The sequence below is a fragment of the Pseudonocardia adelaidensis genome, assembly GCF_039543345.1.
GTDB lineage: Bacteria > Actinomycetota > Actinomycetes > Mycobacteriales > Pseudonocardiaceae > Pseudonocardia > Pseudonocardia adelaidensis.
This window is the reverse complement of record NZ_BAABJO010000013.1, coordinates 1-25,666: the sequence shown is the minus strand read 5'-3', so window position 1 is coordinate 25,666 and position 25,666 is coordinate 1. Positions and strand designations below refer to the sequence as shown.

Annotated in this window: 29 protein-coding genes, 1 tRNA gene and 1 pseudogene; 10 read left to right on the top strand and 21 right to left on the bottom strand. The window is 71.8% G+C overall.

Annotated elements, in window-relative coordinates:
* Positions 1 to 19: 19 nt before the first annotated feature.
* The 3 genes from ABEA81_RS18675 to ABEA81_RS18665 form a co-directional block, all read right to left on the bottom strand.
* Positions 20 to 1,165: a cystathionine gamma-synthase gene (locus ABEA81_RS18675; protein WP_345606451.1), complete on the bottom strand. Its 1,146-nt coding sequence runs from the start codon at positions 1,163 to 1,165 to the stop codon at positions 20 to 22.
* 9 nt (positions 1,166 to 1,174) lie between these two features.
* Positions 1,175 to 1,339 (bottom strand): hypothetical protein, encoded by a 165-nt coding sequence (locus tag ABEA81_RS18670; RefSeq protein WP_345606449.1) that lies wholly within the window; start codon positions 1,337 to 1,339, stop codon positions 1,175 to 1,177.
* A 399-nt stretch (positions 1,340 to 1,738) separates the two neighbouring features.
* Positions 1,739 to 3,103 (bottom strand): cystathionine beta-synthase, encoded by a 1,365-nt coding sequence (locus ABEA81_RS18665; RefSeq protein WP_345606447.1) that lies wholly within the window; start codon positions 3,101 to 3,103, stop codon positions 1,739 to 1,741.
* A 265-nt stretch (positions 3,104 to 3,368) separates the two neighbouring features.
* Between ABEA81_RS18665 and shbA the strand changes: the two genes are divergently transcribed.
* The gene (gene shbA / locus ABEA81_RS18660; RefSeq protein WP_345606446.1) at positions 3,369 to 3,998 is read left to right on the top strand and encodes an RNA polymerase sigma factor ShbA; all 630 of its coding nucleotides are present in this window, start codon (positions 3,369 to 3,371) and stop codon (positions 3,996 to 3,998) included.
* Between the two features lie 25 nt (positions 3,999 to 4,023).
* On the opposite strand, the gene ABEA81_RS18655 is transcribed toward shbA, so the two are convergent.
* The 3 genes from ABEA81_RS18655 to ABEA81_RS18645 all read right to left on the bottom strand — a co-directional run bounded on the left by ABEA81_RS18655 (position 4,024) and on the right by ABEA81_RS18645 (position 6,163).
* A complete protein-coding gene (locus ABEA81_RS18655; protein ID WP_345606445.1) occupies positions 4,024 to 5,268 on the bottom strand; it encodes an RNA polymerase sigma factor in 1,245 nt (414 codons plus the stop codon).
* Positions 5,265 to 5,624 carry a YciI family protein gene (locus tag ABEA81_RS18650; protein WP_425570602.1) on the bottom strand — a complete coding sequence of 120 codons (360 nt, stop codon included), beginning with the start codon at positions 5,622 to 5,624 and terminating at the stop codon, positions 5,265 to 5,267. The genes ABEA81_RS18655 and ABEA81_RS18650 overlap by 4 nt, the downstream gene beginning before the upstream one ends.
* An 83-nt stretch (positions 5,625 to 5,707) precedes the next feature.
* Positions 5,708 to 6,163, bottom strand: a complete 456-nt coding sequence (locus tag ABEA81_RS18645; RefSeq protein WP_345606444.1) for a pyridoxamine 5'-phosphate oxidase family protein — start codon at positions 6,161 to 6,163, stop codon at positions 5,708 to 5,710.
* 114 nt (positions 6,164 to 6,277) lie between these two features.
* Here ABEA81_RS18645 and ABEA81_RS18640 point away from each other — a divergent pair, with 114 nt between their 5' ends.
* Together ABEA81_RS18640 and ABEA81_RS18635 are read left to right on the top strand one after the other, a co-directional pair.
* Complete coding sequence (locus ABEA81_RS18640) at positions 6,278 to 7,498, top strand: acetyl-CoA C-acetyltransferase (RefSeq protein WP_345606443.1); 1,221 nt, start codon at positions 6,278 to 6,280, stop codon at positions 7,496 to 7,498.
* A gap of 105 nt (positions 7,499 to 7,603) precedes the next feature.
* The gene (locus tag ABEA81_RS18635) at positions 7,604 to 8,224 is read left to right on the top strand and encodes an antibiotic biosynthesis monooxygenase (RefSeq protein ID WP_345606442.1); all 621 of its coding nucleotides are present in this window, start codon (positions 7,604 to 7,606) and stop codon (positions 8,222 to 8,224) included.
* Positions 8,225 to 8,281: 57 nt separating this feature from the next.
* Here ABEA81_RS18635 and ABEA81_RS18630 read toward each other — a convergent pair whose 3' ends face one another.
* Both ABEA81_RS18630 and ABEA81_RS18625 read right to left on the bottom strand, forming a co-directional pair.
* Positions 8,282 to 9,097: a Bax inhibitor-1/YccA family protein gene (locus tag ABEA81_RS18630; protein ID WP_345606441.1), complete on the bottom strand. Its 816-nt coding sequence runs from the start codon at positions 9,095 to 9,097 to the stop codon at positions 8,282 to 8,284.
* Positions 9,098 to 9,197: 100 nt separating this feature from the next.
* Complete coding sequence (locus tag ABEA81_RS18625) at positions 9,198 to 9,596, bottom strand: hypothetical protein (protein WP_345606440.1); 399 nt, start codon at positions 9,594 to 9,596, stop codon at positions 9,198 to 9,200.
* A gap of 138 nt (positions 9,597 to 9,734) precedes the next feature.
* On the opposite strand from ABEA81_RS18625, the gene ABEA81_RS18620 reads away from it, so the two are divergent.
* Genes ABEA81_RS18620 through ABEA81_RS18610 form a run of 3 tightly spaced genes read left to right on the top strand, consistent with a single transcriptional unit; the run spans position 9,735 to position 10,841 of the window.
* Positions 9,735 to 9,977 carry a hypothetical protein gene (locus ABEA81_RS18620; RefSeq protein WP_345606439.1) on the top strand — a complete coding sequence of 81 codons (243 nt, stop codon included), beginning with the start codon at positions 9,735 to 9,737 and terminating at the stop codon, positions 9,975 to 9,977.
* A 1-nt stretch (position 9,978) separates the two neighbouring features.
* Positions 9,979 to 10,455: an OsmC family protein gene (locus ABEA81_RS18615; RefSeq protein WP_345606438.1), complete on the top strand. Its 477-nt coding sequence runs from the start codon at positions 9,979 to 9,981 to the stop codon at positions 10,453 to 10,455.
* Positions 10,452 to 10,841, top strand: a complete 390-nt coding sequence (locus ABEA81_RS18610; protein ID WP_345606437.1) for a hypothetical protein — start codon at positions 10,452 to 10,454, stop codon at positions 10,839 to 10,841. Before ABEA81_RS18615 ends, ABEA81_RS18610 begins: the two co-directional genes overlap by 4 nt.
* Positions 10,842 to 10,847: 6 nt before the next feature.
* On the opposite strand, the gene ABEA81_RS18605 is transcribed toward ABEA81_RS18610, so the two are convergent.
* Both ABEA81_RS18605 and ABEA81_RS18600 read right to left on the bottom strand, forming a co-directional pair.
* A complete protein-coding gene (locus tag ABEA81_RS18605; protein ID WP_345606436.1) occupies positions 10,848 to 11,558 on the bottom strand; it encodes an alpha/beta fold hydrolase in 711 nt (236 codons plus the stop codon).
* A 119-nt stretch (positions 11,559 to 11,677) separates the two neighbouring features.
* Positions 11,678 to 12,502 (bottom strand): SAM-dependent methyltransferase, encoded by an 825-nt coding sequence (locus ABEA81_RS18600; RefSeq protein ID WP_345606435.1) that lies wholly within the window; start codon positions 12,500 to 12,502, stop codon positions 11,678 to 11,680.
* 224 nt (positions 12,503 to 12,726) lie between these two features.
* Between ABEA81_RS18600 and ABEA81_RS18595 the strand changes: the two genes are divergently transcribed.
* Positions 12,727 to 13,620, top strand: coding sequence for a helix-turn-helix domain-containing protein (locus ABEA81_RS18595; protein WP_345606434.1), 894 nt, complete (start codon positions 12,727 to 12,729; stop codon positions 13,618 to 13,620).
* Positions 13,621 to 13,697: 77 nt separating this feature from the next.
* Here the strand turns inward: ABEA81_RS18595 and ABEA81_RS18590 are convergent, their stop codons facing one another.
* Positions 13,698 to 13,934 (bottom strand): DUF397 domain-containing protein, encoded by a 237-nt coding sequence (locus ABEA81_RS18590; protein ID WP_345606433.1) that lies wholly within the window; start codon positions 13,932 to 13,934, stop codon positions 13,698 to 13,700.
* A gap of 509 nt (positions 13,935 to 14,443) precedes the next feature.
* Between ABEA81_RS18590 and ABEA81_RS18585 the strand changes: the two genes are divergently transcribed.
* Complete coding sequence (locus ABEA81_RS18585) at positions 14,444 to 14,728, top strand: hypothetical protein (RefSeq protein WP_345606432.1); 285 nt, start codon at positions 14,444 to 14,446, stop codon at positions 14,726 to 14,728.
* Positions 14,729 to 14,821: 93 nt separating this feature from the next.
* On the opposite strand, the gene ABEA81_RS18580 is transcribed toward ABEA81_RS18585, so the two are convergent.
* The 3 genes from ABEA81_RS18580 to ABEA81_RS18570 all read right to left on the bottom strand — a co-directional run bounded on the left by ABEA81_RS18580 (position 14,822) and on the right by ABEA81_RS18570 (position 18,015).
* Complete coding sequence (locus ABEA81_RS18580; protein WP_345606431.1) at positions 14,822 to 15,613, bottom strand: class I SAM-dependent methyltransferase; 792 nt, start codon at positions 15,611 to 15,613, stop codon at positions 14,822 to 14,824.
* Between the two features lie 135 nt (positions 15,614 to 15,748).
* On the bottom strand, positions 15,749 to 17,305 hold the full coding sequence (locus tag ABEA81_RS18575; protein WP_345606430.1) for a hypothetical protein: 1,557 nt from the start codon (positions 17,303 to 17,305) through the stop codon (positions 15,749 to 15,751).
* Positions 17,306 to 17,361: 56 nt separating this feature from the next.
* Entirely contained in the window at positions 17,362 to 18,015 is a 654-nt protein-coding gene (locus ABEA81_RS18570) for a maleylpyruvate isomerase N-terminal domain-containing protein (protein ID WP_345606429.1), read from the bottom strand.
* A gap of 169 nt (positions 18,016 to 18,184) precedes the next feature.
* Here ABEA81_RS18570 and ABEA81_RS18565 point away from each other — a divergent pair, with 169 nt between their 5' ends.
* Positions 18,185 to 18,595, top strand: a complete 411-nt coding sequence (locus ABEA81_RS18565; RefSeq protein WP_345606428.1) for a VOC family protein — start codon at positions 18,185 to 18,187, stop codon at positions 18,593 to 18,595.
* Between the two features lie 132 nt (positions 18,596 to 18,727).
* On the opposite strand, the gene ABEA81_RS18560 is transcribed toward ABEA81_RS18565, so the two are convergent.
* The 3 genes and pseudogenes from ABEA81_RS18560 to ABEA81_RS18550 form a co-directional block, all read right to left on the bottom strand.
* A complete protein-coding gene (locus ABEA81_RS18560) occupies positions 18,728 to 20,179 on the bottom strand; it encodes an amidase (protein WP_345606427.1) in 1,452 nt (483 codons plus the stop codon).
* A 247-nt stretch (positions 20,180 to 20,426) separates the two neighbouring features.
* A pseudogene (locus ABEA81_RS42690) lies at positions 20,427 to 20,552 on the bottom strand (adenylyltransferase/cytidyltransferase family protein); the annotation flags it as partial.
* Between the two features lie 131 nt (positions 20,553 to 20,683).
* Positions 20,684 to 21,586, bottom strand: a complete 903-nt coding sequence (locus tag ABEA81_RS18550; RefSeq protein ID WP_345606426.1) for an NADP-dependent oxidoreductase — start codon at positions 21,584 to 21,586, stop codon at positions 20,684 to 20,686.
* A 411-nt stretch (positions 21,587 to 21,997) separates the two neighbouring features.
* Between ABEA81_RS18550 and ABEA81_RS18545 the strand changes: the two genes are divergently transcribed.
* Entirely contained in the window at positions 21,998 to 22,222 is a 225-nt protein-coding gene (locus ABEA81_RS18545) for a hypothetical protein (RefSeq protein ID WP_345606425.1), read from the top strand.
* Between the two features lie 314 nt (positions 22,223 to 22,536).
* On the opposite strand, the gene ABEA81_RS18540 is transcribed toward ABEA81_RS18545, so the two are convergent.
* The 4 genes from ABEA81_RS18540 to ABEA81_RS18525 all read right to left on the bottom strand — a co-directional run bounded on the left by ABEA81_RS18540 (position 22,537) and on the right by ABEA81_RS18525 (position 25,471).
* The gene (locus ABEA81_RS18540) at positions 22,537 to 22,848 is read right to left on the bottom strand and encodes an EthD family reductase (RefSeq protein WP_345606424.1); all 312 of its coding nucleotides are present in this window, start codon (positions 22,846 to 22,848) and stop codon (positions 22,537 to 22,539) included.
* Positions 22,849 to 23,241: 393 nt separating this feature from the next.
* A tRNA-Leu gene (locus ABEA81_RS18535) sits at positions 23,242 to 23,315 on the bottom strand.
* 37 nt (positions 23,316 to 23,352) lie between these two features.
* Positions 23,353 to 24,732, bottom strand: a complete 1,380-nt coding sequence (locus ABEA81_RS18530) for an NAD(P)/FAD-dependent oxidoreductase (RefSeq protein WP_425570601.1) — start codon at positions 24,730 to 24,732, stop codon at positions 23,353 to 23,355.
* A 10-nt stretch (positions 24,733 to 24,742) separates the two neighbouring features.
* Positions 24,743 to 25,471: a uracil-DNA glycosylase gene (locus ABEA81_RS18525; RefSeq protein WP_345606422.1), complete on the bottom strand. Its 729-nt coding sequence runs from the start codon at positions 25,469 to 25,471 to the stop codon at positions 24,743 to 24,745.
* Positions 25,472 to 25,666 lie beyond the last annotated feature (195 nt).

Below are 25,666 nucleotides of genomic sequence, written 5' to 3'. Positions count from 1 at the left end.
CGCCCCACCGACCGGCGGTTCAGGACGCCGCGGCGAGCGCCTGCCGCAGGTCCTCGGCCAGGTCCTCGACGTCCTCGATCCCCACCGAGAGCCGCACCAGGTCGTCCGGCACCTCGAGCACCGAGCCGGCCACGGAGGCGTGCGTCATGGCACCCGGGTGCTCGATGAGCGACTCGACGCCGCCGAGCGACTCGGCGAGCGTGAAGATCCGCGTGGCCGCGCACACGCGCAGGGCGGCCGCGCGCCCACCCGCGACGGAGAACGACACCATGCCGCCGAAGCGGCGCATCTGCTTGGCCGCAACCTCGTGGCCGGGGTGCCCGGCGAGGCCCGGGTAGTACACGCGCGTGACGGCCGGGTGGGCGGCCAGCAGCTCGGCGACCCGCTCCGCGTTGTCGCTGTGGCGCTCCATCCGCACCGCGAGCGTCTTCACCCCCCGCAGCGTCAGCCACGCGTCGAACGGCCCCGGCACCGAGCCGACGGAGTTCTGGGTGAACCGCAGCGCATCGGCGAGCTCGTCGTCGCTGGTGACGAGGGCACCACCCACCACGTCGGAGTGCCCGCCGACGTACTTCGTGGTGGAGTGGAGCACCACGTCGGCACCGAGGGCGAGCGGCTGCTGCAGGTACGGAGAGGCGAACGTGTTGTCGACGACCAGCCGCGCGCCCGCGGTGCGCGCGACGTCGGCGACCGCGGCGATGTCGGCGATCCCGAGCAGCGGGTTGGTCGGAGTCTCGCACCACACGGCACGCGTGGTGGGCCGCACGGCCGCGCGCAGCGCGGGGATGTCACCGAGGTCCACCGGCGTGTACTCCACACCCCAGTGCGTCAGCACCTTGTCGATCAACCGGAACGTGCCGCCGTAGGCGTCGTGCGGGATGACGACGTGGTCACCGGGCTTGAGCAGCACGCGCAGCAGCACGTCGGAGGCGCCCATCCCGGAACCGAACGCGACGGCGTGCCGGCCGCCCTCCAGCGCCGCGAGGCACTCCTGCAGTGCGGTGCGGGTGGGGTTGGCGCTGCGCGAGTACTCGTAGCCGGACCGGAGGCCACCCACGCCGTCCTGGGCGAACGTGGACGACGCGTGGATCGGCGGGATCACGGCCCCCGTGGTGGGGTCCGGCTCCTGGCCGGCGTGGATCGCGTTGGTGGAAAAGCCGCGCATGGGGCAACGCTAGCCCTGCCCGCCCCGCCGGCTGCCATCCCCCGGTGCGGCGGTGGCCGGGAGCTCCCGGGCCACCGCGGCGCTCAGGAACTCCAGCAGTCCGGGGAAGCGCTCCTCCAGCTCCCGGGTGCGGCCGTTCACGTGCGTGCAGGTGAGCCCGGCCTCGCGCAGCACCTCGTAGTGGTGCGAGAGCGTCGACTCGACAACAGCGAGGAAGAGCTCGAACAGGAGCGAGTCACGGCTCCCCTGATTGCAGCAAAGCCACTTTCCTGCAATTCCCGGGAGCCCGAACGGCCGCGCGGGTGCTCCTCTCGGCGCCCTGCGCTGCGCTGTCCTTCCCATCTGTCCCGCGCCCGACTGCCGCAATCGAGGGCTGACCGGGTGGCGATGACGGCCCGGGCGTCACGCGAGCGCGGGTGCGCTCGATGGACTCGTAGGGGACGGGCTCGGTGACGGCGTCGGCGACGACGACACCGGCCGTGGGCCGGTGATCAGCCGGCGAAGCGGGGGGAAATCGTGTTTCGGGGCGGGTGGACAGCACTTCTGCGTGATCGGCCGACGGGGCCGGGCCGATCAGCTACCGAGGAAGGCCAGTACGTCGGAGCGGGTGACGACGCCCGCGGGCTTGCCGTCCACCAGCACCAGGGCGGCGTCGGCGGAGGCGAACGCGGTCATCGCCGTGTCCAGCGCCTCCCCCGCGCCGATCGTGGGAAGCGGCGCGGACATGTGCTTCTCCAACCGGTCCGACAGCTGCGCGCGGCCGGTGAAGAGCGCGTCCAGCAGGTGGCGCTCCACCACGGCGCCGACCACCTCCGCCGCCATCACCGGCGGCTCTGCCCGCACCACGGGCATCTGGGAGACGTGGAACTCGCGCAGGTAGTGCACGGCGTCGGCCACCGTCTCGTTGGGGTGGGCGTGCACGAGGTCGGGGGTGGTGCCGTCCTTGCGGCGCAGCACGTCTCCGACGGTGGCGCCCTCCGTCGGGGGCAGGAAGCCGTAGCTCGCCATCCACTTGTCGTTGAAGACCTTGCCCAGGTAGCCGCGACCGCCGTCCGGCAGCAGGACGACGACCACCGCGTCGGCGGGGAGCTCGCGGGCCACGCGCAGCGCCGCCACCGTGGCCATCCCGCAGGAACCGCCGACCAGCAGGGCCTCCTCGCGCGCGAGCCTGCGGGTCATGTCGAACGAGTCGGCGTCGGAGACGGCGACGATCCGGTCGCAGATCCCCTTGTCGTATGTGGTGGGCCAGAAGTCCTCGCCGACGCCCTCCACCAGGTACGGGCGCCCGCTGCCGCCGCTGTAGACCGACCCCTCGGGGTCGGCGCCGATCACCTGCACCCGCCCGGCGGACACCTCTTTGAGGTAGCGCCCGGTGCCGCTGATGGTGCCACCCGTGCCGATCCCGGCGACGAAGTGCGTGATGCGCCCGTCGGTCTGCTCCCACAGCTCCGGGCCGGTGCCCAGGTAGTGCGACTCCGGGTTGTGCTCGTTGGCGTACTGGTTGGGCTTCCAGGCCCCGTCGATCTCCCCGACGAGCCGGTCGGACACCTTGTAGTAGGAGTCGGGGTGGTCCGGGTCGACCGCCGTCGGGCACACCACGACGTCGGCGCCGTACGCGCGCAGCACGTTGCGCTTGTCCTCGCTGACCTTGTCCGGGCAGACGAACACGCACTTGTAGCCCTTGCGCTGGGCGATCATCGCGAGCCCGACCCCGGTGTTGCCCGACGTCGGCTCGACGATCGTGCCGCCCGGCCGCAGCTCCCCCGACGCCTCGGCCGCCTCGACCATCCGCAGCGCGATGCGGTCCTTCACGCTGCCGCCGGGGTTGAAGTACTCGACCTTGGCCAGCACGGGTGCCGCGATGCCTTCGGCCACCGCGCCGAGCCGGACGAGAGGGGTGTTCCCGACCAGGTCGGCGACGTGCTCGACGTAGTGCATGGGGCCAATCGTCGCACCCCCCGCCGGATCGCCCAGCGGGCCACCGGCGCACCGTGACTCGGCACGATGCGGCCGATCCCGACCGGATGCCGCGTTCGGCCGCCGAACGGAAGCGCGAATGGGTGCGTACGGACTACTGTTCGCCGTCGAAGCGTCACCCGGTCGAGGGCACGTCGACCGGACGAAGCAGGCACGTGGAGAACCGGGGGGTCCGCCCGCCGCGCACTCCGATCGGACCGTTCCACGAGCTGCAGGAGGGGCGCCGGTGTCAGCCACCGGGGACGAGGTGATCGGTGTCGAGGAGGCCGACCGGGCCGATGTCGCCCGGTCGGCCCGTCGTGATGCCGAGCTCAACCGTCTCGCCGGGCTGGCCTCGGGCGGCGACCGGAAGTCGCTCGAGCTCCTGCTCGCCCGGATCCGCCCGATGGTGGTGCAGTACTGCAGGGCCCGGATCGGATTCGGGACGCTCGGCACCCAGTCCGCGGAGGACATCGCCCAGGACACCCTGTTCGCCGTGGTCGGGGCGCTGGAGCGGTGGCGGCCCGAGAAGCGGGTGATGTCGTTCGTCTACGGGATCGCGAGCAACAAGGTGGTCGACGCCTACCGCGCGGCGGGCCGCGACCGGTCGGTGCCCACCGAGGTCGTGCCGGACGAGCCGGACGTCGAGCACGGGCCCGAGCAGGCGGCCCTCCACGGCGGTCTGGTCGCCGAGCTGCGGGAACTGCTCGACCAGCTCCCCGAGCAGCACCGGGAGATCCTGGTGCTCCGGGTCGCGCTGGGGATGACGGCCGTGGAGACCGCGGTCGCGGTCGGCTCGACCTCCGGCGCCGTCCGGGTCACCCAGCACCGGGCGCTCGCGAAGCTGCGGGAGCTGGCGGCACGTCGATCGGCGTAGCCGTCCCCGACCCCGGACCGCTCCGCTACGGGCGCACCTCGCCGAGCCTGCGCGCCAGGTACGCGCGCTCCGCGGCGTTGCCGACGAGGGCCATGGCCTCCTCGTACGCGGCGACCGCCTCGGCCCGACGACCCAGGCGGCGCAGCAGGTCGGCCCGGGCCGCGGGCAGGAGGTGGTAGCCGCGCAGCCGTTCGTCGGCAGCGAGCCCGTCGAGCAGCGCGAGGCCGGCCGCGGGCCCGTCCCGCATCGCGACGGCGACGGCCCGGTTCAGCGCCACCACCGGGGACGGGGCGACGTCCGCGAGCACGTCGTAGAGGGCCACCACCTGCGGCCAGTCGGTGGTGTCGACGTCGGCGGCCTCGTCGTGCACCGCCGCGATCGCGGCCTGCAGCGCGTAGGCGCCCGGCCGGCCGCCCCGCAGCGCGGTGACCACGAGCTTCCGGCCCTCCTCGATGAACGCCCGGTCCCAGCGCGACCGGTCCTGATCGGCGAGCAGCACCAGCTGTCCGTCCGGCCCGGTGCGCGCATCCCGGCGGGCGTCGACGAGCAGCATCAGCGCCAGCAGGCCCGCCACCTCCCGCTCGCGGGGGAGCAGCCGGTGCAGGATCCGCGCCAGCCGGATCGCCTCGTCGGCGAGGTCGCCCCGCACCAGCTCGGGACCCGCGCTCGCCGCGTACCCCTCCGTGAAGATCGCGTAGACGACCCGGAGCACGCCCGGCAACCGCGCGGGCAGCTCGTCCGCGCCGGGCACCCGGAACGGGATCCGCGCACCCTTGATCTTGCGTTTGGCCCGCACGATCCGCTGCGCCATGGTGGCCGCGGGCACCAGGAACGCCCGCGCCACCTCCGGGGTGGAGAGCCCGGCGAGGCAGCGCAGCGTGAGCGCCACCTGCGCCTCGAGCGGGAGGGCCGGGTGGCAGCAGGTGAAGAACAGGCGCAGGCGTTCGTCGGGGACGTCCTCGTCGCCGGCGGGCTCCGCGGCGGGCCCGTCGCGGTCGGCCTCGGCCTGCAGCACCGCGAGCCGCGCGGCGTACGCCTTGTCCCGGCGCAGCCGGTCGACCGCCTTGCGCCGCGCCGTGGTGAGCAGCCAGGCACCGGGCCGGCCCGGCACACCGTCCACCGGCCAGCGCTTCAGCGCCGCCGCGACGGCATCCGATGCGACCTCCTCGGCGAGGTCGAGGTCGCCGAACTGGCCGACGAGCGTGGCGAGCAGCCGGCCCCGTTCCTCGCGGAAGACGGCCTCGACGGAGCCGGCCGCTCCCCCGTTCACGACTGCTCGTACTCCATGATCGGCCGCACCTCGATCCGGCTCCCGTGCTGGGCGCCCGGGCAGCGGGCCGCCCAGTCGAGCGCGGCGTCGAGATCCGGGACGTCGAGCAGGTAGTAGCCGCCCAGTACCTCGCGGGTCTCGGCGAACGGACCGTCGGTGACCACGCGCTCGCCGTCGTCGCGCACCTCGACGGTGGTGGCGGTCTCGACGCCCTGCAGCGCGTCACTCGCGATCCGGACGCCTGCGTCCGCCACGGCCTTCTCGTAGGCCCAGTACTCGTCCATGATCCGCTGGCCTTCCTCCGGCGTCCGCGGCTGGACGTCCTGCGAACCGTAGATCAGCAGCATGTACTTCACTTCTCGCTCCTCGTCGTGTCGCGAGATGGCCGGACGGCCACCAGCATGACGACGAACGGGCGCGTGGGAAATCGACAGCTCCCCTACGCGCGCTCGACGCGCCGCAGCCCCCCGCGCGGGGTCCAGACCTCGATCACCAGCTTCGTGGCGTCGGCGGTGAGGCCGGTGAAGACGACCTCGTCGATGTCGGCGTGGAACTGCTCCCCGTCGGCCTCGCCGTCCACCGGCCCGACGGCGCGGGCACGCCCGGCGATCTTCGCGTCGCCGGCCCAGCCGGCGGGGTTGCCCTCCGGCGGGTCGACCGAGGGGCTGTGCAGCGCGAACCGGGGATCCCGATGCAGGTCGGCGCCCTTGCGCGCGTGGGTCATCGAGCCGAACCTCAGCTCACCGTCGACGAACTCCGCCTCGATCCCCGAGATGCGGGGGGCGCCGTCGGCGCGCAGCGTGGCGATCGTCTTGTGCTTGTGCGCGTCGAAGATCTTCCGGACCCGGGCGGCGAACTCCGGCACGGCCTCCTCGACGTCCTTCCAGGCGGTCATGCGCCCAAGGGTCCCGCACAACGCTGCCAGCAGCTGTCAGTGTTCATCCGGCCCGCAGGCGGTTACCGCCGCGTAGGCTCCGCCGTAAGCCAGCCCGTGCGAGGAGGAACGACCATGCCCGAAGCCGTGATCGTCGCTGCGGCCCGGTCCCCGATCGGCCGCGCGCACAAGGGATCGCTCACCACGATCCGCCCCGACGACCTGACCGTGCAGATGGTGCGCGCCGCGCTCGCCCAGGTCCCGCAGCTGGACCCGGCCGACATCGACGACCTCATGCTCGGCTGCGGTCTCCCCGGCGGCGAGCAGGGCTTCAACATGGCCCGGGTGGTCGCCGTCCTCCTCGGCCACGACACGCTGCCCGGCACCACGATCACCCGCTACTGCTCCTCCTCGCTGCAGACCACGCGCATGGCGTTGCACGCCATCAGGGCGGGCGAGGGCCACGTGTTCATCTCGGCGGGCGTCGAGACCGTCTCGCGCTTCTCCAAGGGCAGCTCCGACTCGTGGCCGGACACCCACAACCCCGTGTTCGCCGACGCGGAGGACCGCACCCGCCACATCGCCGAGAACGGCGCCGACTCGTGGAACGACCCCCGCGAGGACGAGCACCTGCCCGACATCTACATCGCGATGGGCCAGACCGCGGAGAACCTCGCCCGGCTCAAGGGCGTCACCCGCGAGGACATGGACCGCTTCGGCGTCCGGTCGCAGAACCTCGCCGAGAAGTCGATCGCCAACGGGTTCTTCGCCCGCGAGATCAGCCCGGTCACCCTGCCCGACGGCACCGTGGTCGAGAAGGACGACGGGCCACGCGCAGGCGTCACCTACGAAGCCGTCGCCCAGCTCAAGCCGGTGTTCCGGCCGGACGGCCTGGTCACGGCCGGCAACTGCTGCCCGCTCAACGACGGCGCCGCCGCCCTGGTGGTCATGTCCGACACGAAGGCCGCAGAGCTCGGCATCACCCCGCTCGCGCGCGTGGTCTCCACCGGGGTCACCGGTCTCTCCCCCGAGATCATGGGCCTCGGGCCGGTCGAGGCGTCGAAGCAGGCCCTCGCCCGTGCCGGTATGACGATCGACGACGTCGATCTCGTCGAGATCAACGAGGCGTTCGCGGCCCAGGTCCTGCCCTCGGCTCGCGACCTCGGCGTCGACGAGGAGAAGCTGAACGTCAACGGTGGCGCCATCGCGCTCGGCCACCCGTTCGGGATGACCGGCGCCCGCATCACCACCACCCTGCTCAACGGCCTGCGCACCCACGACAAGACCATCGGCCTGGAGACGATGTGCGTCGGCGGCGGCCAGGGCATGGCGATGGTGCTCGAACGGCTGAGCTGACCGGCGGGGGGCGCTGACGGTATTGCCCGCCGGATGCGGCGGGAGGATGGTGTGGGGCGCCGGCGGCGCCGTCGGGGCGCTGCCCCGATCCCGAGGGGGTGGGCCGTGCACGCACGCTCCACCACGATCCGCGCGAACCCCGACTCGCTCGAGTCGGGCATCGCGCTCGTCCGTGACGAGGTCATGCCCGAGGTGCTGGGCATGGAGGGCTGCGTCGGGATGTCGATGCTCGTCGACCGCACGACGGGCCGCTGCATCGTCACCACGGCGTGGCAGTCGAAGGAGGCGATGGCCGCCACGGCCGACCGGGTGCGCCCACTGCGCGACCGGGCGGCCGAGGTGCTCGGTGGCCGGCCGCAGGTCGACGAGTGGGAGATCGCGGTCATGCACCGCGACCACGACTCGGCCCCCGGCGCCTGTGTGCGGGCCACCTGGGTGCGGATGGAGCCCGACCGGATCGACCGCGGCATCGACGTCTACCGGATGGGAGTGCTGCCGGCGACGCAGGAGTTCGACGGCTTCTGCAGTGCGAGCTTCATGGTGGACCGCCGCGAGGGGTACGCCGTGTCCTCGGTGACGTTCGACAGCCGTGAGGCGATGGATCGCAGCCGCGAGGGGGCCGAGGAGCTGCGCGAGCGCGGCACCCGGGAGGGTGAGGTCGAGATCATGGAGGTCGGTGAGTTCGAGCTCGCGCTCGCCCACCTGCACGTGCCCGAGATGGCCTGAGAACGCGGAACGGCGCCCGCCCCGGACTCGGGCGGGCGCCGTTCGTTCGAGCGCGGGTCAGTCCTGGCGGAGGTAGCTCAGCAGCCGCAGGATCTCGATGTACAGCCAGACCAGGGTGGTCATCAGGCCGAACGCGATGTACCACGCGAACCTCGCCGGGGCACCGTCGCGGACGGCGCGGTCGGCCATGTCGAAGTCGAGCAGCAGGCTGAACGCTGCCACGCCGATGCAGACGATGCTGAACAGGTACGCCAGCGGCGAGCCGTCGCGCAGGCCGAGGCCGCCGGTGGTGAAGAAGCTGACCAGCAGGTTGACGACCATCAGGACCGCGACGCCGATCATGGCGCCCATCAGCCACTTGGTGAACTTCGGCGTGACCCGCACGGCACCGGTCTTGTATACGACCAGCATCCCCACGAACACACCGGCGGTGCCCACCACGGCCTGGAAGCCGATGCCCTCGAACTGCGTGCCCGACATCTCGAGCGCGCCGGTGATCCCGCCGAGCGCGATGCCCATCGCCGCCGAGTACGTCAGCACCAGGCCGGGGTTGCTGCTCTGCTTGAAGATGACGATCAGGGATACGACGAACCCGACGATGAACGCCGGGAGCACGAGCCAGTACATCCCGCTGAGTGCGGTGAGCAGGCCCGCCGCGAGCGCGACGCCGCCCGTGATCGCGGTCTTCGTGACGACGTCGTCCATCGTGAGCGGGCGCTCGCCGACCCCGGCCCGCCCGTAGCCGACCTGCGCGGCCCGGGCGTCGGCGTAGGCGGTGGCGCCGCCCATCGCGCCGCCCTGGCGGTCGAACGTGGCGTACCCACCCTGCCCACCGGGCAGGTTGCGGAACGCCGGGTTGCTGCTGGTGCGCACCTGGGTCCTCCTCGGAAGCGGGTCATGCGTCCGTGCAGTTCAACGAGGGAACACCCTGCGGCGTTCCCTGTTCGGTAAAGATGACTTTACTGCGATTCGGTCACGGCGCGTCCAGTGCGATCCCCGCGTTCTCCAGCGCCGCCTCGGTGAGGAGCCGCGCGAAGGGGCGATCACGGGCGTCCGCGCCGGCGAGCGGGGCGTCGACGGCGACGAGCCGGCAGCATTCGACCAGCGTGTCGTCGTAGGCGGCCTCCACCGCCATGCGCCGCACCTGGGTGCGGTAGCACCCCCGGCGCACCTCGCGGCGCAACCTGCGCAGGTTCGCGACGACGGACTCGAGCGGCGGCCCGGCCGCGGCCTCGCGACGCCTGCGACGCTCGGAACAGGCCATGAGCGCAGCGGGGAGCAGCCGCAGCGCTGCCCAGAACAGGATCGTGGGCGTGGCCGCGACGAGGAGGTAGAGCAGCAGCCCGAGCAGGGCCGGACGGTCGCCCGCCATCGTGGGATGGTAGCCGCTCCCGGACCCGTCATGGGCGGCGTTTCCGCCGGTCGTACGGGGGAACAAGACCGTTTGCACGTGCAACGTCGGGCCGCGGCGAATACGCTCCGGCCCCAGGACACCTGGAGGGGGCCTTCGATGTGGGCGTTCCTGTCCGCGCGGCTGCGGTGGTGGCTGATCCTCGCGATCGGGGCCCCGCTGCTCGGCTGGGTGCTCGGCCGGGTCGGTGACCTGATCGAGTCCCGGCGGGGGCCCAACGCGATCAGCAGGGTGTTGCAGAAGGGCCGAGGCTGGTTGCGGGGGCGCTCGCGCGGGCCACTGGCACCGCGCCGGTCCGGCGACCCCGCGAGCGTCCGCGACGCCGGCGCACCGGCCCGCTGACATGGCGGAGCAGCCCGTCCACAGCTACCGGGCCCTGTGTTCGTGGTCCGGCTCCACGGCAGGTGGCTACCCGGCCTACGAGCGGGCGCACCGCGGGAGTGCTCCGCCCGCCGAGCCCGAGCTCGCGCTCTCGGCCGACCCGGCGTTCCTCGGCGACCCGGCCCGGCTCAACCCCGAGCAGCTCGTGGTCCTCGCCGCGGCGTCCTGCCAGCTGCTGTCCTTCCTCGCCGTCGCCGCCAGGGCCCGGCTCGACGTGCGCGACTACCGCGACGACGCCACCGCCCTGATGCCGGAGGCGCAGCGACCCATCCGGATCACCGAGATCGTGCTGCGCCCGCGGATCACGCTCGTCGAGGGCCCGAGCGAGGAGCGGGTGGGCCACCTCGTCGAGGTGGCCCACCGCGAGTGCTTCGTCGCCAACAGCCTCGCCACGCCGGTGCGCGTCGAGCCGCTGATCGCCTTCGTCGAGGCGGGATGACGCGGGCGGCCGCCGTCGTCGTGCTGCTCGCGGCCGCGACCGTCGCGCTGTGGCTGGTCGCGTTCCCCGCCGACTGGAGCGTCGTGCCCACGGCGGACCCGCAGACGTACGCGTCGCCGCTCACGCCGCGGCACTGGGCCGTGGCCGTGGCGGGCCTCGCCGGGCTGGCCTTCGCGGGCGGGTTCGCCCGCGGCCCGGCGGTGGCCCTGCTGGGCGTCGCCCTGCCGGCCATCGCGCTGTACGGCTGGTTCAGCGCCACGGCCGAGGTCATCGGCGCGAACCTCTGGATCGTCGGGACCCTGCTCCTCGCACCCGCGCTCGCCGCGGGCGTCGCGGTGCTGGCCGCGCTGGGCAACGCGGTGCGCAGGCACCGCGTCCCGGGCTGACCCGCGTCAGCCGACGGCGGTGGCACTGCCCGACGCCACCAGCTCCGCCCTGAGGATCCCGGCCAGCTGCGCGGGCCGGGACAGGAACGGCGCGTGCGACGTGGGCATGCGCAGCACGCGGTCGGCGCGCTCGGCCATCCACTCCTGCGCGACGACGGGGATCGCGGCGTCCCGCTCGCAGACGACGTACGTGCTGGGGATCGTGCGCCACGCCGCACGCGCGAGTGGCTGCTCGGACGCGGCGAGCGACTGGTGACCGAGCCTGGCGACGGCCCCGCGGGCGGTGTGCGGGCGCACGTCGGCGTAGAAGACCTCGAACGGCCGCAGCGCGTCGACGTAGCCCTCCGCCCGGTGGACGTCCCACCAGCTCGGGGGGCTGCCTCCGAGGGAGGAGAGCACCGACTCCCCGACGTCGAGCTGGAACCCGCACAGGTAGACGAGCCCGACGACGTTCGGCATGCCCGCCGCCGCCTCCGTGACCGGCACGCCGCCATAGCCGTGGGCGCACACCACGACGGGCCCGTCCACGACCGCGATCGCGGCCCGCACGGCCTCGGTGTCGGTGCGCAGGTCGCCGAGCGCGGAACGGTCCGGGCCGACGGACGGCAACGAGACCGTGCGGACGTCGAGGTCGGCGAGCTCCTCGACGAGCCGGCGCCACGCCCACACCCCGTGCCACGCGCCATGGACGAGGAGCAGTGTCGGCGCCTGCGTCATGGCGAGCCTCCAGGAATGCGTGCTCCGGAGGAAGGAGCGTCGCGGCGCGGCCGCGAGCCGGGCAACATCACTTCTGCTCAGCGGAAGGATGGTTGCCCGGCCTCGGGAGGCTCGTCATCTCAGGACTTGCGCCCGACCGCCCCGACGATGGTGTACGAGACCGACGGCAACGGCTTCACCCGCGGCCCGTCCGGCCACCAGTCGGCGCACAGCACGAGACCCGGCTCGACGAGTTCGAGCCCGGGGAACATGCTCATGATCTGCTTCCGGGTGCGGAACGAACCGCTACCCATCGGGCTGTGCAGGAATATGTCTTCCATCTTGCGGGCGAGTGCGCTGTACTCGTCGGTCTCGGGGTCGTAGAAGTGGCTCAACGCAACGTACGAACCGGACGGCAGCGCGTCGACGTACTCCTGCATGATCTCGGCGTACCGATCGCCGGTGTAATGGTGCAGGGTTCCGCACTGGTACAGCGCAATGGGCTCGGAGAAATCGATGTGCTTGCGCACGACCTCGTTCTGCAGTACGTCACTCGGCTCGAAGATGTCGGCGCCGACGAGGTGCGTCCGGTCGTTCTCCTCGAGCAGCGCGCGTCCGTGCGCGAGCACGACCGGATCGTTGTCGACGTACACGACCTGGGACTCCGGGTCGATGCGCTGCACGATCTGGTGGGTGTTCTCGGCCGTCGGCAGGCCCGACCCGCAGTCCAGGTACTGCTTGATGCCGGTCTGGCTCGCGATGAACCGGCTGGCCCGAATGAGGAACTCCCGGTTGTCCCACCCGAGTTGAGTGGCCTCCGGCGCCACTTTCTGAATCCGCCGCAGGACCTCGCGGTCGATCTCGTAGTTGTCCTTGCCGTTCAGGAACGCGTCGTAGACGCGCGCGACGCTCGCCTTCGACACGTCGATGTAGGCCGGAACTACCTCTTCCTCGGTACTCGGCACACTCGCCTCACTCGGTAGTCGATCTCGGAACCCCGGGAGTCTACGGCGGCCAGTCGAGTGTAGGGCAAGGACTGATCAGGTTGAACCGCGGACGCGATCCTCCACTTCTCGCTCTCTCCGTGTACGGTCGTCGTCCAGCAGAGTGCCGGCCCTGCTTGTTCTGCCATGAGCGGATGTGGGGTGGGTCCCGTACAACGGAGCCGGAAGTCCGCGAGGAGGAGCCGATGGCTGAGGGTGGCCGCTCCGAGTCGAGCACAGCGCTGCCCGCAGACGCCCGTGGGGTCACGGCACGCCGGATCGTGCTGGGCACACAGCTGCGCAGGCTGCGCGAGAACGCCGGCATCTCCCGCTCCGACGCCGGGTACATGATCAGGGCGTCCGACTCCAAGGTCTCCCGCCTCGAGCTCGGCCGGGTCGCGTTCAAGGAGCGCGACATCGCCGACCTGCTCACGATGTACGGCGTCAGCGACGCCGAGGAGCGCGAGCAGTTCCTCGAGATGGTCCGCAAGGCCAACGAGCCGGGCTGGTGGCGCCGCTTCACCGACGTCATCCCGAGCTGGTTCCAGGAGTTCGTCGGGCTGGAGGAGTCGGCCAGCCGGATCCACACCTACGAGCTGCAGTTCGTGCCCGGCCTCCTCCAGACCGAGGCGTACGTGCGGGCAGTGCTCACCCGGGGCCGCCCCGACTACGCCCCGCCGGACACCGAGAAGCGGATCCACCTGCGCATGCAGCGCCAGGCGCTGATCACCGGCCCGAACCCGCCGCGCTACTGGGCGGTCGTCGACGAGTCGGTGCTGCGGCGACCGATCGGTGGGCGCCGCGTGTTGCGGGAGCAGCTCCAGTTCCTGCTCGACCAGTCGAAGCAGCCGCACATCACGATCCAGATCGTGCCCACGCAGCTCAGCGGCTACGCCGCGGAGGGCCCGTTCCAGCTCCTGCGGTTCGCCGAGCCCGAGCTCCCGGACGTCGTGTACATCGAGCACCTCGGCGGGGCCGTCATGCTCGACGGCGTCGAGGAGATCGAGATCTTCAGCCGCGCCCTCGACCGTCTCACGGTCGACGCCGAGACCCCGGACCGCTCGCGGCAGATGCTGGCGAAGATCATCGCCGAGCTCTGATCACGCCCCGGGAACACCGGCGCCCGGCGTGGAACCCACGCCGGGCGACTGTCTCGGATCCGGGATGACCCCGGCCGTCAGCGAGCCGGACGCTCGCCGAACTCGCCGTGCCAGGCACCCTGGAGGAACGCGGACCACTCCTCGGGAGTGAACACGAGGGCGGGACCCGCCGGCTGGCGCGAGTGGCGCACGGCGACCTCCCCGCCGTCGAGCATCGCGACCTCCACGCAGGCGTGCTGCCCGCTGAACGTGCTCTTGCGCCAGTTCGCACCATCGATCTGTTGCGCCGGCACCACGATGCGATCGTTCGCCATCTTGATCACCTTCCGAGGGTCAACTGAGTGGCGGATGCGATCGACGGTAGCAGCCGTCATCTGCACGTGCATATGCCGTTGGCAGCTGCACTCGTCAGATGACTGCCGAATTCAGCCGATCGTGTGGCCCTGAGCAGGGTGTTTCGGCTTGCACTGCGGGCACCGAACCACCTGTCTCAGTGCGGAAAGATCACCGAATCCGACCGTCGGCTTGCACGTGCATCCCTCAACTGCACGTGCACCGCTGCATTTGCAGCTGCGGGTTGCATCTGCAGCGCGTGACCGGCACACTGCTCTATGTGTCCGGAGTCTCACGCAGGGGAGTTCCGGCGCACCACAGGGAACGGGCGGCAGGAGTCGCCTGATGAGCGCTCCTTGCTCGTCGATCCGGGCCGGCTACGGCATCGGGCGAGCGGCGGCACCGGGAGCACGGAGCGTCCTTCGGCGAGAGGAGCAACGGTGTTGCGGGGAACAGCGAGGGGGAGCTCGCGGGCAGGTCGGCGGAGTAGATGCGCGGCACGGCCCGCGGGTCGTTGCAACCCGCGGCGCTCGTGATGGGGCCGCGTCCGGTGGCCCGGGAGCCGAGCGACCAGATCCACAGCATCGCCGAGGTCCTCGCAGCCACGTTCACCTCGTCGGCGGTGCGCCACATCCTCGCCGAGCACAGCCCTGATGCCACGGGCCACTGCCGCGGCTGCCGCCTCCCGACCACGGTCGCCCCGGTCTGGCCGTGCCGCCTGTGGGAGATCGGCAAAGAGATGGAGCGGCTCCGCGCCGCGGGCGGGCGTCGATAGGCACGCCCCTCAGACCCGGCGGCGGGCGTCCCCAGAGGGTGCGCTCGTCGCCGGCCTCCGGACCCGGCCACCATCGGCTCGGAGGCAGGGCGCTCAGCGGGACCCGCGGACGGCCCAGGCCCGCGCGGACAACGAGATCGACCCGTCCGCAGCCACCGGGAGGCGCCTGCGCAGCAGCGCGTACAGCGCGGCGCGCTGATCGTCGTCGAGCGAGCCGACGTATCCGGGAGCGGGACCCTGACCGCCGAGGAACGGCGACCAGTAGTCGTCGAGGTCCTGGAAGCGGGTCGTCACCTCGATCGGTGCCACGTCGACGTCGGTGAGGCCGGCCCCGACCCAGAGCGCGTGCAGGGGCTCGGGCCGGCACAGCGGGAAGCGCCGGCCTTCGTCCTGCTCCGCCGCAGCGGGGTCGAGCACGGCGGCGGCCTCCCAGCAGCACCGGATCATCTGCATGCCGTCGGCGTAGTCCCAGAGGTAGGCCGCGACCACCCCACCGGGCGCCGCCACCCTGGCCAGCTCCGCGGCCGCGGCGGCGGGATCGGGCACGAAGTTGAGCACCAGCCCGCTCACGACGGCGTCGAAGCGGCCGTCGGGGAACGGGAGCGCGCGGGCGTCGCCCACCGAGAAGCGCGCCCGCTGGTCGGCCACCAGGTCGCGGGCGTGAGCGAGGAAGCCGTCCGACGGGTCGACGCCCTGCACCTCGGCAGGCTCGGTCACCCGGAGGACGGCGGAGGTCAGAGCGCCGGTTCCGCAGCCGACGTCCAGCCACCGCGCGCCGGCCGGGACGTCCAGGCTGCGCACGAACGCCTCGGCGACCCGGCGGCTCCAGCGGCCGACGTAGCGCTCGTACGCGCCGCCGACGTTCCAGACCTCGGGCTCGCTCATGACCGGGAACGTACGCGACCGGAGCCCGTCGGGGTCGGTAGCTGAGCGCCGTCGCCGATCCAGCCGGCAGACCGAGAAGGTGCCCCCTGCGGCGTGTCGGTGGTCCCCGGCGGCACGGCCCATCGGTACCCGCGTTCAGGAGGCTCGCCGGAGGATCGCGTAGCCGTCGCCCTGCGCGATCGGCCGGTAGGCCGGGGCGAGTGCCTGCTGGATACCGGCCAGGTCGGCGGGGCACCCGATCGCCTCCACGTAGGGATGGTCGGCGGCCACGGGCAGGACCGCGCCCGGCACCTCCGCCAGCGTGGGCGCGAGGACGGTCATCCCGCCCGCGGTGGGTCCGTCGGCGCGGACGATGGAGGTCTCCTCGACGTTGATCCTGGCCTGACCAGTCTCGATCGCGTGGTCGACGCCGAACCACTTGAGAACGGGCACGCCGACGGACAACCCGGGCGAGGGTGCGCAGCCGTAGCGGGACGGGATCGTCAGGTACAGCAGTGGCGCACCGGCCGGAACGCTGGCGTCGGTGGCCGCGTCCACCCGTGCGATCCGCTGGCCCACGTCGACGTACTCGACGACGTGCAGCCCGAGGACGGCGACCACGAGGACCCCGGTCACCCCGGTCACGGCAGGCCGGACGGCGCGGTACGGGACCGCCGCGACGGCCAGCAGCAGCGCCGGCAGCACGAACCGCTCATCGGGCTTGATCAGGTCGTTGACCATGCTGATGGGCAGCACCAGCGCGATCCCGAGGAGCAGGCCCGCGAGCCAGAGCACCGGTCGGCTCTCGAGGGCGGCACGCAGGGCGGAGCGGTCGACCTGGAACACGACGAGCGCCGCGAAGACCAACGCGAGCACCAGGTTGACCCAGAAGATGGGAAGGGCCGGCGGGAACGGGTCGAGCCGTAGGAAGAACTGGAGCGTCTCGGTGAGGGAGATCGCCTTGTCGAACCAGGACGAGTAGAGGACCACACCGGGCCCGCCGCGTTCGGCGGCCGTGTACCACGCAGCCAGGGCGACGCCCGGGACGAACGTGGCGACCAGCAGCAGGGCTCGGCGGCCGCGCCCCGTGCGCGCGAGCACGAGCGCGTGCAGGAGAACGGCGAGCGCACCGATCCCCCACGCCAGCAGGTGCGACAGGTAGAGCACGACGCCGAGGAAGCCCAGCAGCACCAGGCTCGTGCGGCCCGGGCCGCGCGGGGCGGCGACCGCCCGGTGCAGCACCGCGACGAGGACGAACACGATGGCGAGCCCCACGGTGAAGCTGAGGTAGCCCTTGTAGAGGTAGAAGCCGGGGGCCCAGAGGAAGCCGAGGTACTCGATGGCGGTCGGCCTGCGCTGCAGGGTTCGAACGAGGTAGCCGAACGAGATAGCGAACCCGAGCACGGTGAGGACGACGAACAGCTGCCCTGCGGCCTCGATGGGCAGGAACACGTTGAGCACGCCGATGCCGAGCGGCGCGGCGAGGTTGGGCACCGGCACCGGGTCGAGCGAGTAGGCGCCGGAGTAGCCGGAGGAGCCGCCGTCCGTCCCGAACAACAGGTCCGACACGACATGCCCCTGGAAGAGCCACTGGTAGTAGTCGTAGAAGGGGAGGAAGTGCGAGCTGTAGAGCGTGGCGACCGTGGCGGCGGACAGGACGAGCCAGACCACCGCACCGTCGGAACGGACGCGCGAGCGGACGGACACCGGCATCCCGGCATGGTCCGCGCGGCTCGCTGTGGTTTCGCTGAACCGTCACCCGGACGGAGTCAGCCGAGGACGAACGGGAGCCTCCCGGCGAGGTCGCCCATCGCGGCCCGCTCCGCGTCGGACGGCGCGCGTCGTCCGGTGCCGATCCGCAGCGCGTCCGCGTCCGAGAGCGCGGCGGGGAACCGGGTCCCGGCGATCGACTCCAGCGCCGCGCGAGCCGCCGTCAGGGTGTCGGCGGGCGGCCCCGCGGCCGACGGCAGGTGGGCGATCAGGTCCAGGTGGTGCAGGGTCCACTCGAGCACGTACGCCGACAGGTAATCGCCCGCCGTCAGCACCCTGTCCTTCGTGCGCACGCGGAGGGCGGGATCGGCGAGCCCGGCGGCGCGGCCCGCGGCGGACCCGACGTCGTCGAGGTGGAACTCGAGCCACCGCGGCTCGCCGTACGCGGCGGCCAGCCGGGGGATCAGCGCGTCGAGCGGATCCTCGCCGGTCGGGGGTTCGACGAGGTCCCAGTAGGTGACGGCGTCCGCGGTGGGCTCGGTGCCGGCCGGCGTGACCAGGGTGATCAGCACGTCCTGGGCGTCGATGACCAGGTGGCACACCAGGTCCCGCACGAGCCACCCGGCGCATCCCGACGGCCGCTCGAAGTCCTCGTCCGGGGTGGCGGCGACGGCCGCGCGCAGCGCCGACCACGAGCGGGAGAAGAGATCCACGGTGGGACGGTAGTACCCCGTCGTGCAGCGGGGCGGCTGCCTCGTGCGGGTGGCTGCCGGCACGTTCCGGAACGCACCGGATGGGCCGTGTACGCGACGACCGATGAGGATCGACGCCGGCCGCGGTCTCCACACCACCCGGTTGGACGCGACGACGAGGAGGCACGCGATGGTTGGACCGCTCGACTCCGCGCAGGCCATCACCAAGCTGCCCGCGCAGGACCTGGACCGAGCACGGCGGTTCTACCGCGACCGCCTCGGTCTCGAGGCCGTGGAGGAGCGTGAGGGTGGGCTCCGCTACGTGTGCGGGACGACGGAGTTCCACCTCTTCCGTTCGTCCGGGCAACCCTCCGGCGCGTCGACGCAGATCGGCTTCGAGGTGGAGGACATCGACGAGGTCGTGGCCGAACTGCGGGCCCGCGGGGTGCAGTTCGAGGCGTTCGACATCGCGGGCTTCGACGTCCGGAACGACATCGTCACCGTCCCCGACAACTATCCCAGCAAGGGAAGGGGCGAGCGTGGCGCGTTCTTCCGCGACAGCGAGGGCAACCTCTTGGCGCTCGGGCAGGCGACCCCTTGACGGGTACCGGCGGCACCCTCCGGAAGGAATTCGGTACCCGGCGATCAGCCACGCTCAGCAGACGGCGCTCTGGAGGATCTCGACCACCGATCACCGATCACCGATCACGCTCGGCACACCCGGTAGTGCGCCCTACCTCGGTGCCTGGAAGCCGCCGATCCTCTGCTCGAGCAGTTCGGCCAGCCGCAGCGGGGTGCGGTCCTCGAACATCGGACCGATGAGCTGCACTCCCACCGGCAGGCCCTCGGAGGGCCGGCCCGCTGGTACGGCGGTCGCGGGCAGGCCGGGCATGGTGGCCAGACCAGCCCAGACGAGCTGGTCGAAGAACGGGCACTCGACTCCGTCGATGTCGATCCGGCGTTCCAACAGATCGGGGTTGTGGTCGTGCGGGAATGCGGGAGTCGGCGTGATCGGGCACACCACGGCGTCGAACTCGGCGAAGAGCTGCCGCCAGCCGTGACGGTGGAGCTCGCGACGGTTGTTCGCCTCGATCCAGTCGCGGTGGCTGAACACCATCCCGCGCAGCCGCGCCGCGTCGAGACTCTGGTCGTCCGCGCTCAGGCCGGCGGCGCGGGTCCGCAGCTGCTCGTACGCTTCGACGGGGAATCGCGCAACGGAGCCCGAGAACAGCAACTGCGTGTAGAGCGTCGCGGCTTCGGCCAGGTCGGGCAGCAGCGGGCTGTGCCGTTCGACGCGGGCGCCGCCGTCGACGAGCGCGTCGGCCACCCGGTTCACGCCGGCCTGCACAGCGGACCCGGTCGGGATGAGCGGATGCTCGTCGAGGACCAGGACCCGGAAGTCGCTCAGCCGCTGGTGGCGTGCGGGCGGCAAGGTCAACTCGTACGCCACGCCGAGCGTCAGCGGATCCGGCCCGGCCATGACGTCGAGCAGGAGCGTGAGGTCGCGGGCGGTGCGCGCCATCGGGCCGACGACGGCGAGGTCGAGGTCGACCGGCAACACCGGCGTGGCTGGCGGGACCATGCCCCGGTTCGCCACCAGCCCGAGCGTCGGCTTGTGGGCGTAGACACCGCAGAAGTGCGCGGGGGTACGCAGCGAACCGCCGATGTCGGAGCCGAGGGACAACGCACCGAATCCGGATGCCAGGGCCGCCGCTGATCCGCCGGAGGACCCGCCCGGCGTACGATCGTGGTCCCACGGGTTGTTGGTGGTGCCGTAGATCTCGTTGAAGCTCTGCAGATCTTGCAGCCCCAAGGGCACATTGGTCTTGCCGAGCACCACCGCCCCGGCCGCCTTGATCCGCGATACCTGTACCGCATCCTCGGCCGGCACATAGTCCCGGTACAGCGACATGCCCCAGGTCGTGGGCAGCCCGGCGATGTTGTAGGACTCCTTGACCGTCACCGGAACACCGAGCAGTGGCCGGTCCTCGCCGCGGGCGCGCGCCTGGTCGGCATGGTGCGCGGCGGCCCGCGCACGGTCGAAGTCCGGCACGCAGATCGCGTTGATCGCCTTGTCGTCCCGCTCGATACGAGCGATTGCCTCGTCGGTCAGCTCCACCGATGTCACTTCACCGGCACGCAAAGCGGCCACGAGTTCTTCGGCCGTCGAAAAATTCCACTCCATGAATCCGACCGTATCGACCTCTGGACGAAGCCATAAAATGCCGATTCGCACAACGGGATAGATGTCTCAGCCTGGATCCACCGTTGATCTTGCGTCGCGAGCCAATGCGGCGGCGCGGATGAGGTCGAACGCACCGTTGGGCCATCGCTGAGACGAAGCTCGAGGAGAGGTACGCCTGCGCGGGAGTGATTGGCCCAGGTCGCTGGTCATGTCGGCCAAAGGGCCAGCCGGCCGGCGAGGGGAGCCGGCCGGTCTTCTTCGGGTTGGTCAAGACGCACATGACGACTTCCTCGAACATGCCCGCGGCGCGGCGCGGCACGTCGAGGTGTCCCTGCGTGGCTGGGTCGAAGGAGCCGGGAAACACGGCGCGCACGACGTGCCACGCCAACGATCGATCGTTGCCGCGCCGACCGCGACCACCATCCGCGCCACAAGCGGGGCAAGGGCCGCCGGGTCCGCCGCCCGCGGTGGCTCGCCGCGGGTGGCTCGGCGATCACGCGGCGTTCAGGGGACCAGCACCAGCTTCCCGCGGACGTGGCCGCCCTGGCTGATGCGGAACGCCTCGACCGCGCGCTCGAAGGGGAACGTCTGGACCTTGATCACGAGCTTGCCCCGCGCGAGCAGTTCGGCGACCTCCGTCAGGGCCTCGGTGGGTCTGCTGTCCGCACCGCCGGTGCTGACCCGGGCCCCCGCTCCCCCGGCCGCGAAGTTGGCGATGGACACCACCTGGGACGGCTCGGCGACGAGGCTCGTCAACTCTCCGACCGGAGTCCGGCCCGCGACGTCGAAGACCCCATCGACCTGCCCACCCGCTGCGGCCCGGACGCGATCGGCCACGCCCTCCCCGTAGCGCACGGGAACCGCCCCGATCTCCCGCAGGTAGTCCTGGTTCGCCTCACCGGCCGACGCGATCACGTTCGCTCCCCGCGCGATGGCGATCTGCACGGCGACAGCACCCACGCCGCCCGCGCCACCATCGATGAAGATCGTGTCGCCTTGCGAAACGCCGAGCAGGCGGAGAACGCGGTCACTGGTCTCCCCGGCCACCCCGGCGGCCGCGGCCACGGCCCAGTCGACCGACGGCGGCTTGGGCACCCAGGACCCGAGCACCGCGTACTCCGCCTGCGTGTTGCGGCCACGGCCGAACACCTCGTCGCCCACGGCGACCCCGGTGACGCCTTCACCCACCTCGTCGACGACGCCGGCCGCGTCGTAGCCCAGGTACTGCGGCTCCCCCGGGACCCGGCCCTCGGACATCGCCCCCGAGAGGATCTTCCAGTCGAGCGGGTTCACGCTGGCCGCACGCACCGCGATGCGGATCTCACCGGCGCCCGCGTGTGGATCGGGCGCCTCGGCCCAGCTCAGAACCTCCGGGCCGCCGTAAGCGGTGAACTGCAGCGCTCGCACACGGCTGAGGCTACGCGTGATCGTGCTCGCGCGGTCCGCGGGAAACGGGTGCGGTGCCGGCGGCGACTTCATGATCCCGAGTCCGTAGGTCGGGAAAGGCGAGTTGGACGCTCTCGTCGGTGTGGATCCTGCACTTCATCTGGTCGAGCTCGGTCGGCCGGAGTCGACGGTTGCCGAGCAGGGCCGGTAGGAACCGCTGGATCGGCTCACCGTGCCCCCGGTGGGATTCGAACCCATTCTTCGCTGGTTGACGGGCCGACCCACTGCTTGACCGGCTGACGAGCTGCGGAGGAAGCCGTGACGAACGCGGGCGGCGGCAGTGCACCGACACCTGCCCCAACCCCCACGCCCCCGCCTGCGCCGCCATGGCCACGTGCGCTCCACCCCCTCGTCGAGAAGCTAGGCGTCCCCGTGCTGGTGGCAGTTATTGCACTTTCTGGAACATTCGTCGGCTATCAAGCTTCAGTACAGACGCTCAATGCTCAGGTTGCTGCACAACAAGGTGCCGAGCAACGCGGCAAGAAGCCCGATGCCTACTTCGCGTTCCTCGCCGCAAATTACTCATACATGGACCTGAACTACGGCAGTCCCCGATCTTGGTCAGGTCGGCAGCGGCACGAGTTCGCCGGCTTGTGAAGCGGCGTCGGCGGCGTTCAGGAAGGCGGTCTGCCAAGAGAGGTGCCGGTCGCACCGCGTGCGAGCTGCTGAGGACTAGTCGACGCCCTGCGGATGAAGGCCGGGTAGCCGGGACGCCGGCCGCCCCGGGCCGGAGGTAGAGGGTTGGTCGGCGGGCCGGTGGCCGGCCTTGATCTCATAGGGCGGATTCGGCAGCAGAGCAGTGACGGCGGACAACCGACATCAGGCGAACCAGGGTTCCCGCTGCGCGAGCAGCTCCGGGAACTCGGGTGGTGGTGTCGAGCGCCTCGTGCAGGGAGTCGGCGGGTGACCGGTCAGACGACGGAGCCGGCCGTCCCCGCCAGCACCGTGACGCCTGCCGTCGCGAAGTTGGCCAGGTCGGCCCGGGTCGCCCGGCCCTCCGGTCCCGCCATGCCCGCGCCGTAGGCCGCCTCGGACTCGTACTCCATCACCGCCACCAGGTAGTACGGGGGCAACGTGCCGTCCGGGCCCGGTCCGGGCCTCGTCACCGTGTAGCGCCGCAGGCCGGGGATCGTGGCGGCGAGCGACGCGTGGACCCCGTCGTAGTGTTCGTCGAACCGGGCGGGATCCTCGGGGTGGTTGTAGAGCACCGTGACCTGGAACACGAGACCTCCTCGCCGCGGGGGCAGGAGCCATTTTTTAGCGGATCGATGACGCCCCGGGACAGGCGCCCCCATGGTGTGGGACCGAAGGGCAGGAGTGTGGGATGCCCCTTCTCGGGCGGGAACCCGAGCTGAAGGAGCCGCCTTGCGGATCGGGTCGGGCAGGCCCGTGTACGTCGACGGGTTGCTCCGGCGCGAGCCGCGGATCGCGCCCTGGTCGACCACCACCACACCATCCCGGCCCGCCACCGAGCCGTGGATCAGCGAGCTCTTGCCCGAGCCCGGCACAGACGATCGGTGTGGGCCGGTGCCGGCCGGACAGCACCGGACACGGCGCGATCAGTAGGCGACGACGATTTGCCTGCTCAACGGCGGGTTCTGCGGCTCGTGGCGGGGTGCCCCCGGTGGGATTCGAACCCACACTGTGACCCTTTTAAGGGGCCTGCCTCTGCCGGTTGGGCCACGGGGGCGCGCGCCAAGCCTACGGACCGGCGCCCGCCCCCGCCCTCAGCCGCTCTTCGAGGAGGTGGAGACCGGCTCGGGGGCCTTCGCGGGCGCGGCCTGGGCCGGACCCGGGCGGGCGACCCGGCTGAACTCGGCCTTCGGGTCCATGATCTGGCCGAGCGCCACGACCTCGCGGCCCAGGAACAGGGCGCCCGTCCAGTCGAAGACGATGCGGATGCGCCGGTTCCACGTGGGCATCCGGCTCACGTGGTACGTGCGGTGCATGAACCACGCGATCGGGCCGCGCAGCTTGACGCCGTAGATCTCGGCCACGCCCTTGTACAGCCCGAGGCTGGCCACGGACCCGGCGTAGCTGTGCTCGTACTTCTTCAACTGCCGCCCCCGCAGGTACGCCACGATGTTGTCGGCGAGCACCTTGGCCTGCCGGACCGCGTGCTGCGCCGAAGGGCTGGTGCGGGCGTCGGGGTCGTCCTTCGACAGGTCGGGCACCGACGCGCAGTCGCCCGCGCTGAACACGTCGGGCATGCCGACGACCTGCAGTTCCGCGGTGCAGTCGATGCGGCCGCGCGCGTCGCGGGGCAGGTCGGTGTGCTCGAGCATCGGGTTCGGCTTGACCCCCGCGGTCCACACGATCGTCTCGGTCTCGAACTCGGTGCCGTCGTCGAGGACGACGTGCCCGCCCTCCATGGACTTGACACGGGTGTCGAGGAAGACTTCAATGCCGGCTTCGATCAAGCGCTCGACGGTGTAGCGACCCATCCGCGGCCCGACCTCGGGCATGATCCGCCCGGCGGCCTCGACGAGCACCCAGCGCAGGTCCTCCGGCGCGATGTTCTCGTAGTAGCGGGTGGCGTAGCGGGCCATGTCCTGCAGCTCGGCGAGCGCCTCGATCCCGGCGTAGCCCCCGCCGACCACGAGGAACGTGAGCAGGCGACGGCGCAGCTCGGGGTCGACCGTGGTGGCAGCCGCGTCGAGCTGGGACAGCACGTGGTTGCGCAGGTAGATGGCCTCGCCCACGGTCTTGAACGCGATGCCCCGCTCGGCGAGCCCCGGAACGGGCAGCGTGCGCGCGACCGACCCCGGTGCCACGACGAGCACGTCGTAACCGAGGGTGGTGACGTTCCCGGAGACGAGCTCGGCCGTGACCTCGCGGGCGGCGTGGTTGATCGATGTGACCCGACCGGTGAGGTGGTGGCACTTGCGCAGCACCTTGCGCAGCGGCACCACGACGTGACGCGGCTCGATCGAGCCGGCCGCCGCCTCGGGCAGGAACGGCTGGTAGGTCATGTGCGGCTGCGGGTCGATCACGGTGACCTCGGCCTCACCGCGCCGCAGCTTCTTCTGCAGCCGCAGTGCGGTGTACATGCCGACGTAGCCGCCACCGACGACGACGATCCGCGTGTTGCGCGCCATGACATCCATGTTCCCACCCTCAGGTGGTGGACACCTCCGTCCGGGAGGTGAGCCTGGCTACCTCCGCCGCCCGGCGCAGCACGTCCTCGAGCATCGCGGGCGTCAGGCGCCCGGTGAACGTGTTCTGCTGGCTGACGTGGTAGCACCCGAACAGGTGCAGCGGTCCCCGCTCGCCTGCCAGCTCGACGTGCGCGCCGTGGGCGAAGCGCGGCCGCGGCCGGGGGACCGCCCAGCCCGCGTCGGCGAGCACCGGTAGCAGCGCCTGCCAGCCGAACGCCCCCAGCACCACCACCGCCCGCGGCCGCAGCAGCGCCAGCTCGGCGCGCAGCCACGCACCGCACCGCTCCCGCTCATCCGGCGTCGGCTTGTTGTCCGGCGGCGCGCAGTGCACCGGCGCCGTGATCCGGGTGTCGATCAGCTCGAGCCCGTCACCGGCGTGCACAGCAGTGGGCTGGTTGGCCAGGCCCACCGCGTGCATCGCCGCGTACAGCACGTCACCCGAGCGGTCGCCGGTGAACATCCGGCCGGTCCGGTTCGCGCCGTGGGCCGCCGGGGCGAGGCCGACGATCAGCAGCGGCGCGTCGGTCGGGCCGAACCCGGGCACCGGCCTGCCCCAGTACTCCTGGTCGCGGAAGGCGGCGCGCTTGTCGCGCGCCACCTGCTCGCGCCATGCGACCAGGCGCGGGCAGGCGCGGCAGTCGACGAGGGCCGCGTCGAGCTCGGCGACACTGGTGGAGGTCGTGCCCATGTCCGACACGCTACGCAGGCCGAGCGCGCTACCGGGTGATCCCGGTGTGGCCGAGGGAGTACCGGCCGGGCTGCGGCCAGACGCAGAGCCCGTGCGGGCCGTTGCCGACCGCGATCTTCTGGATGAGGTGCCCGTCGTCCGTCGAGAGCACGTAGACGGACCGGTCGTAGCGGCCGGAGAGCCACAGCTGGGAGC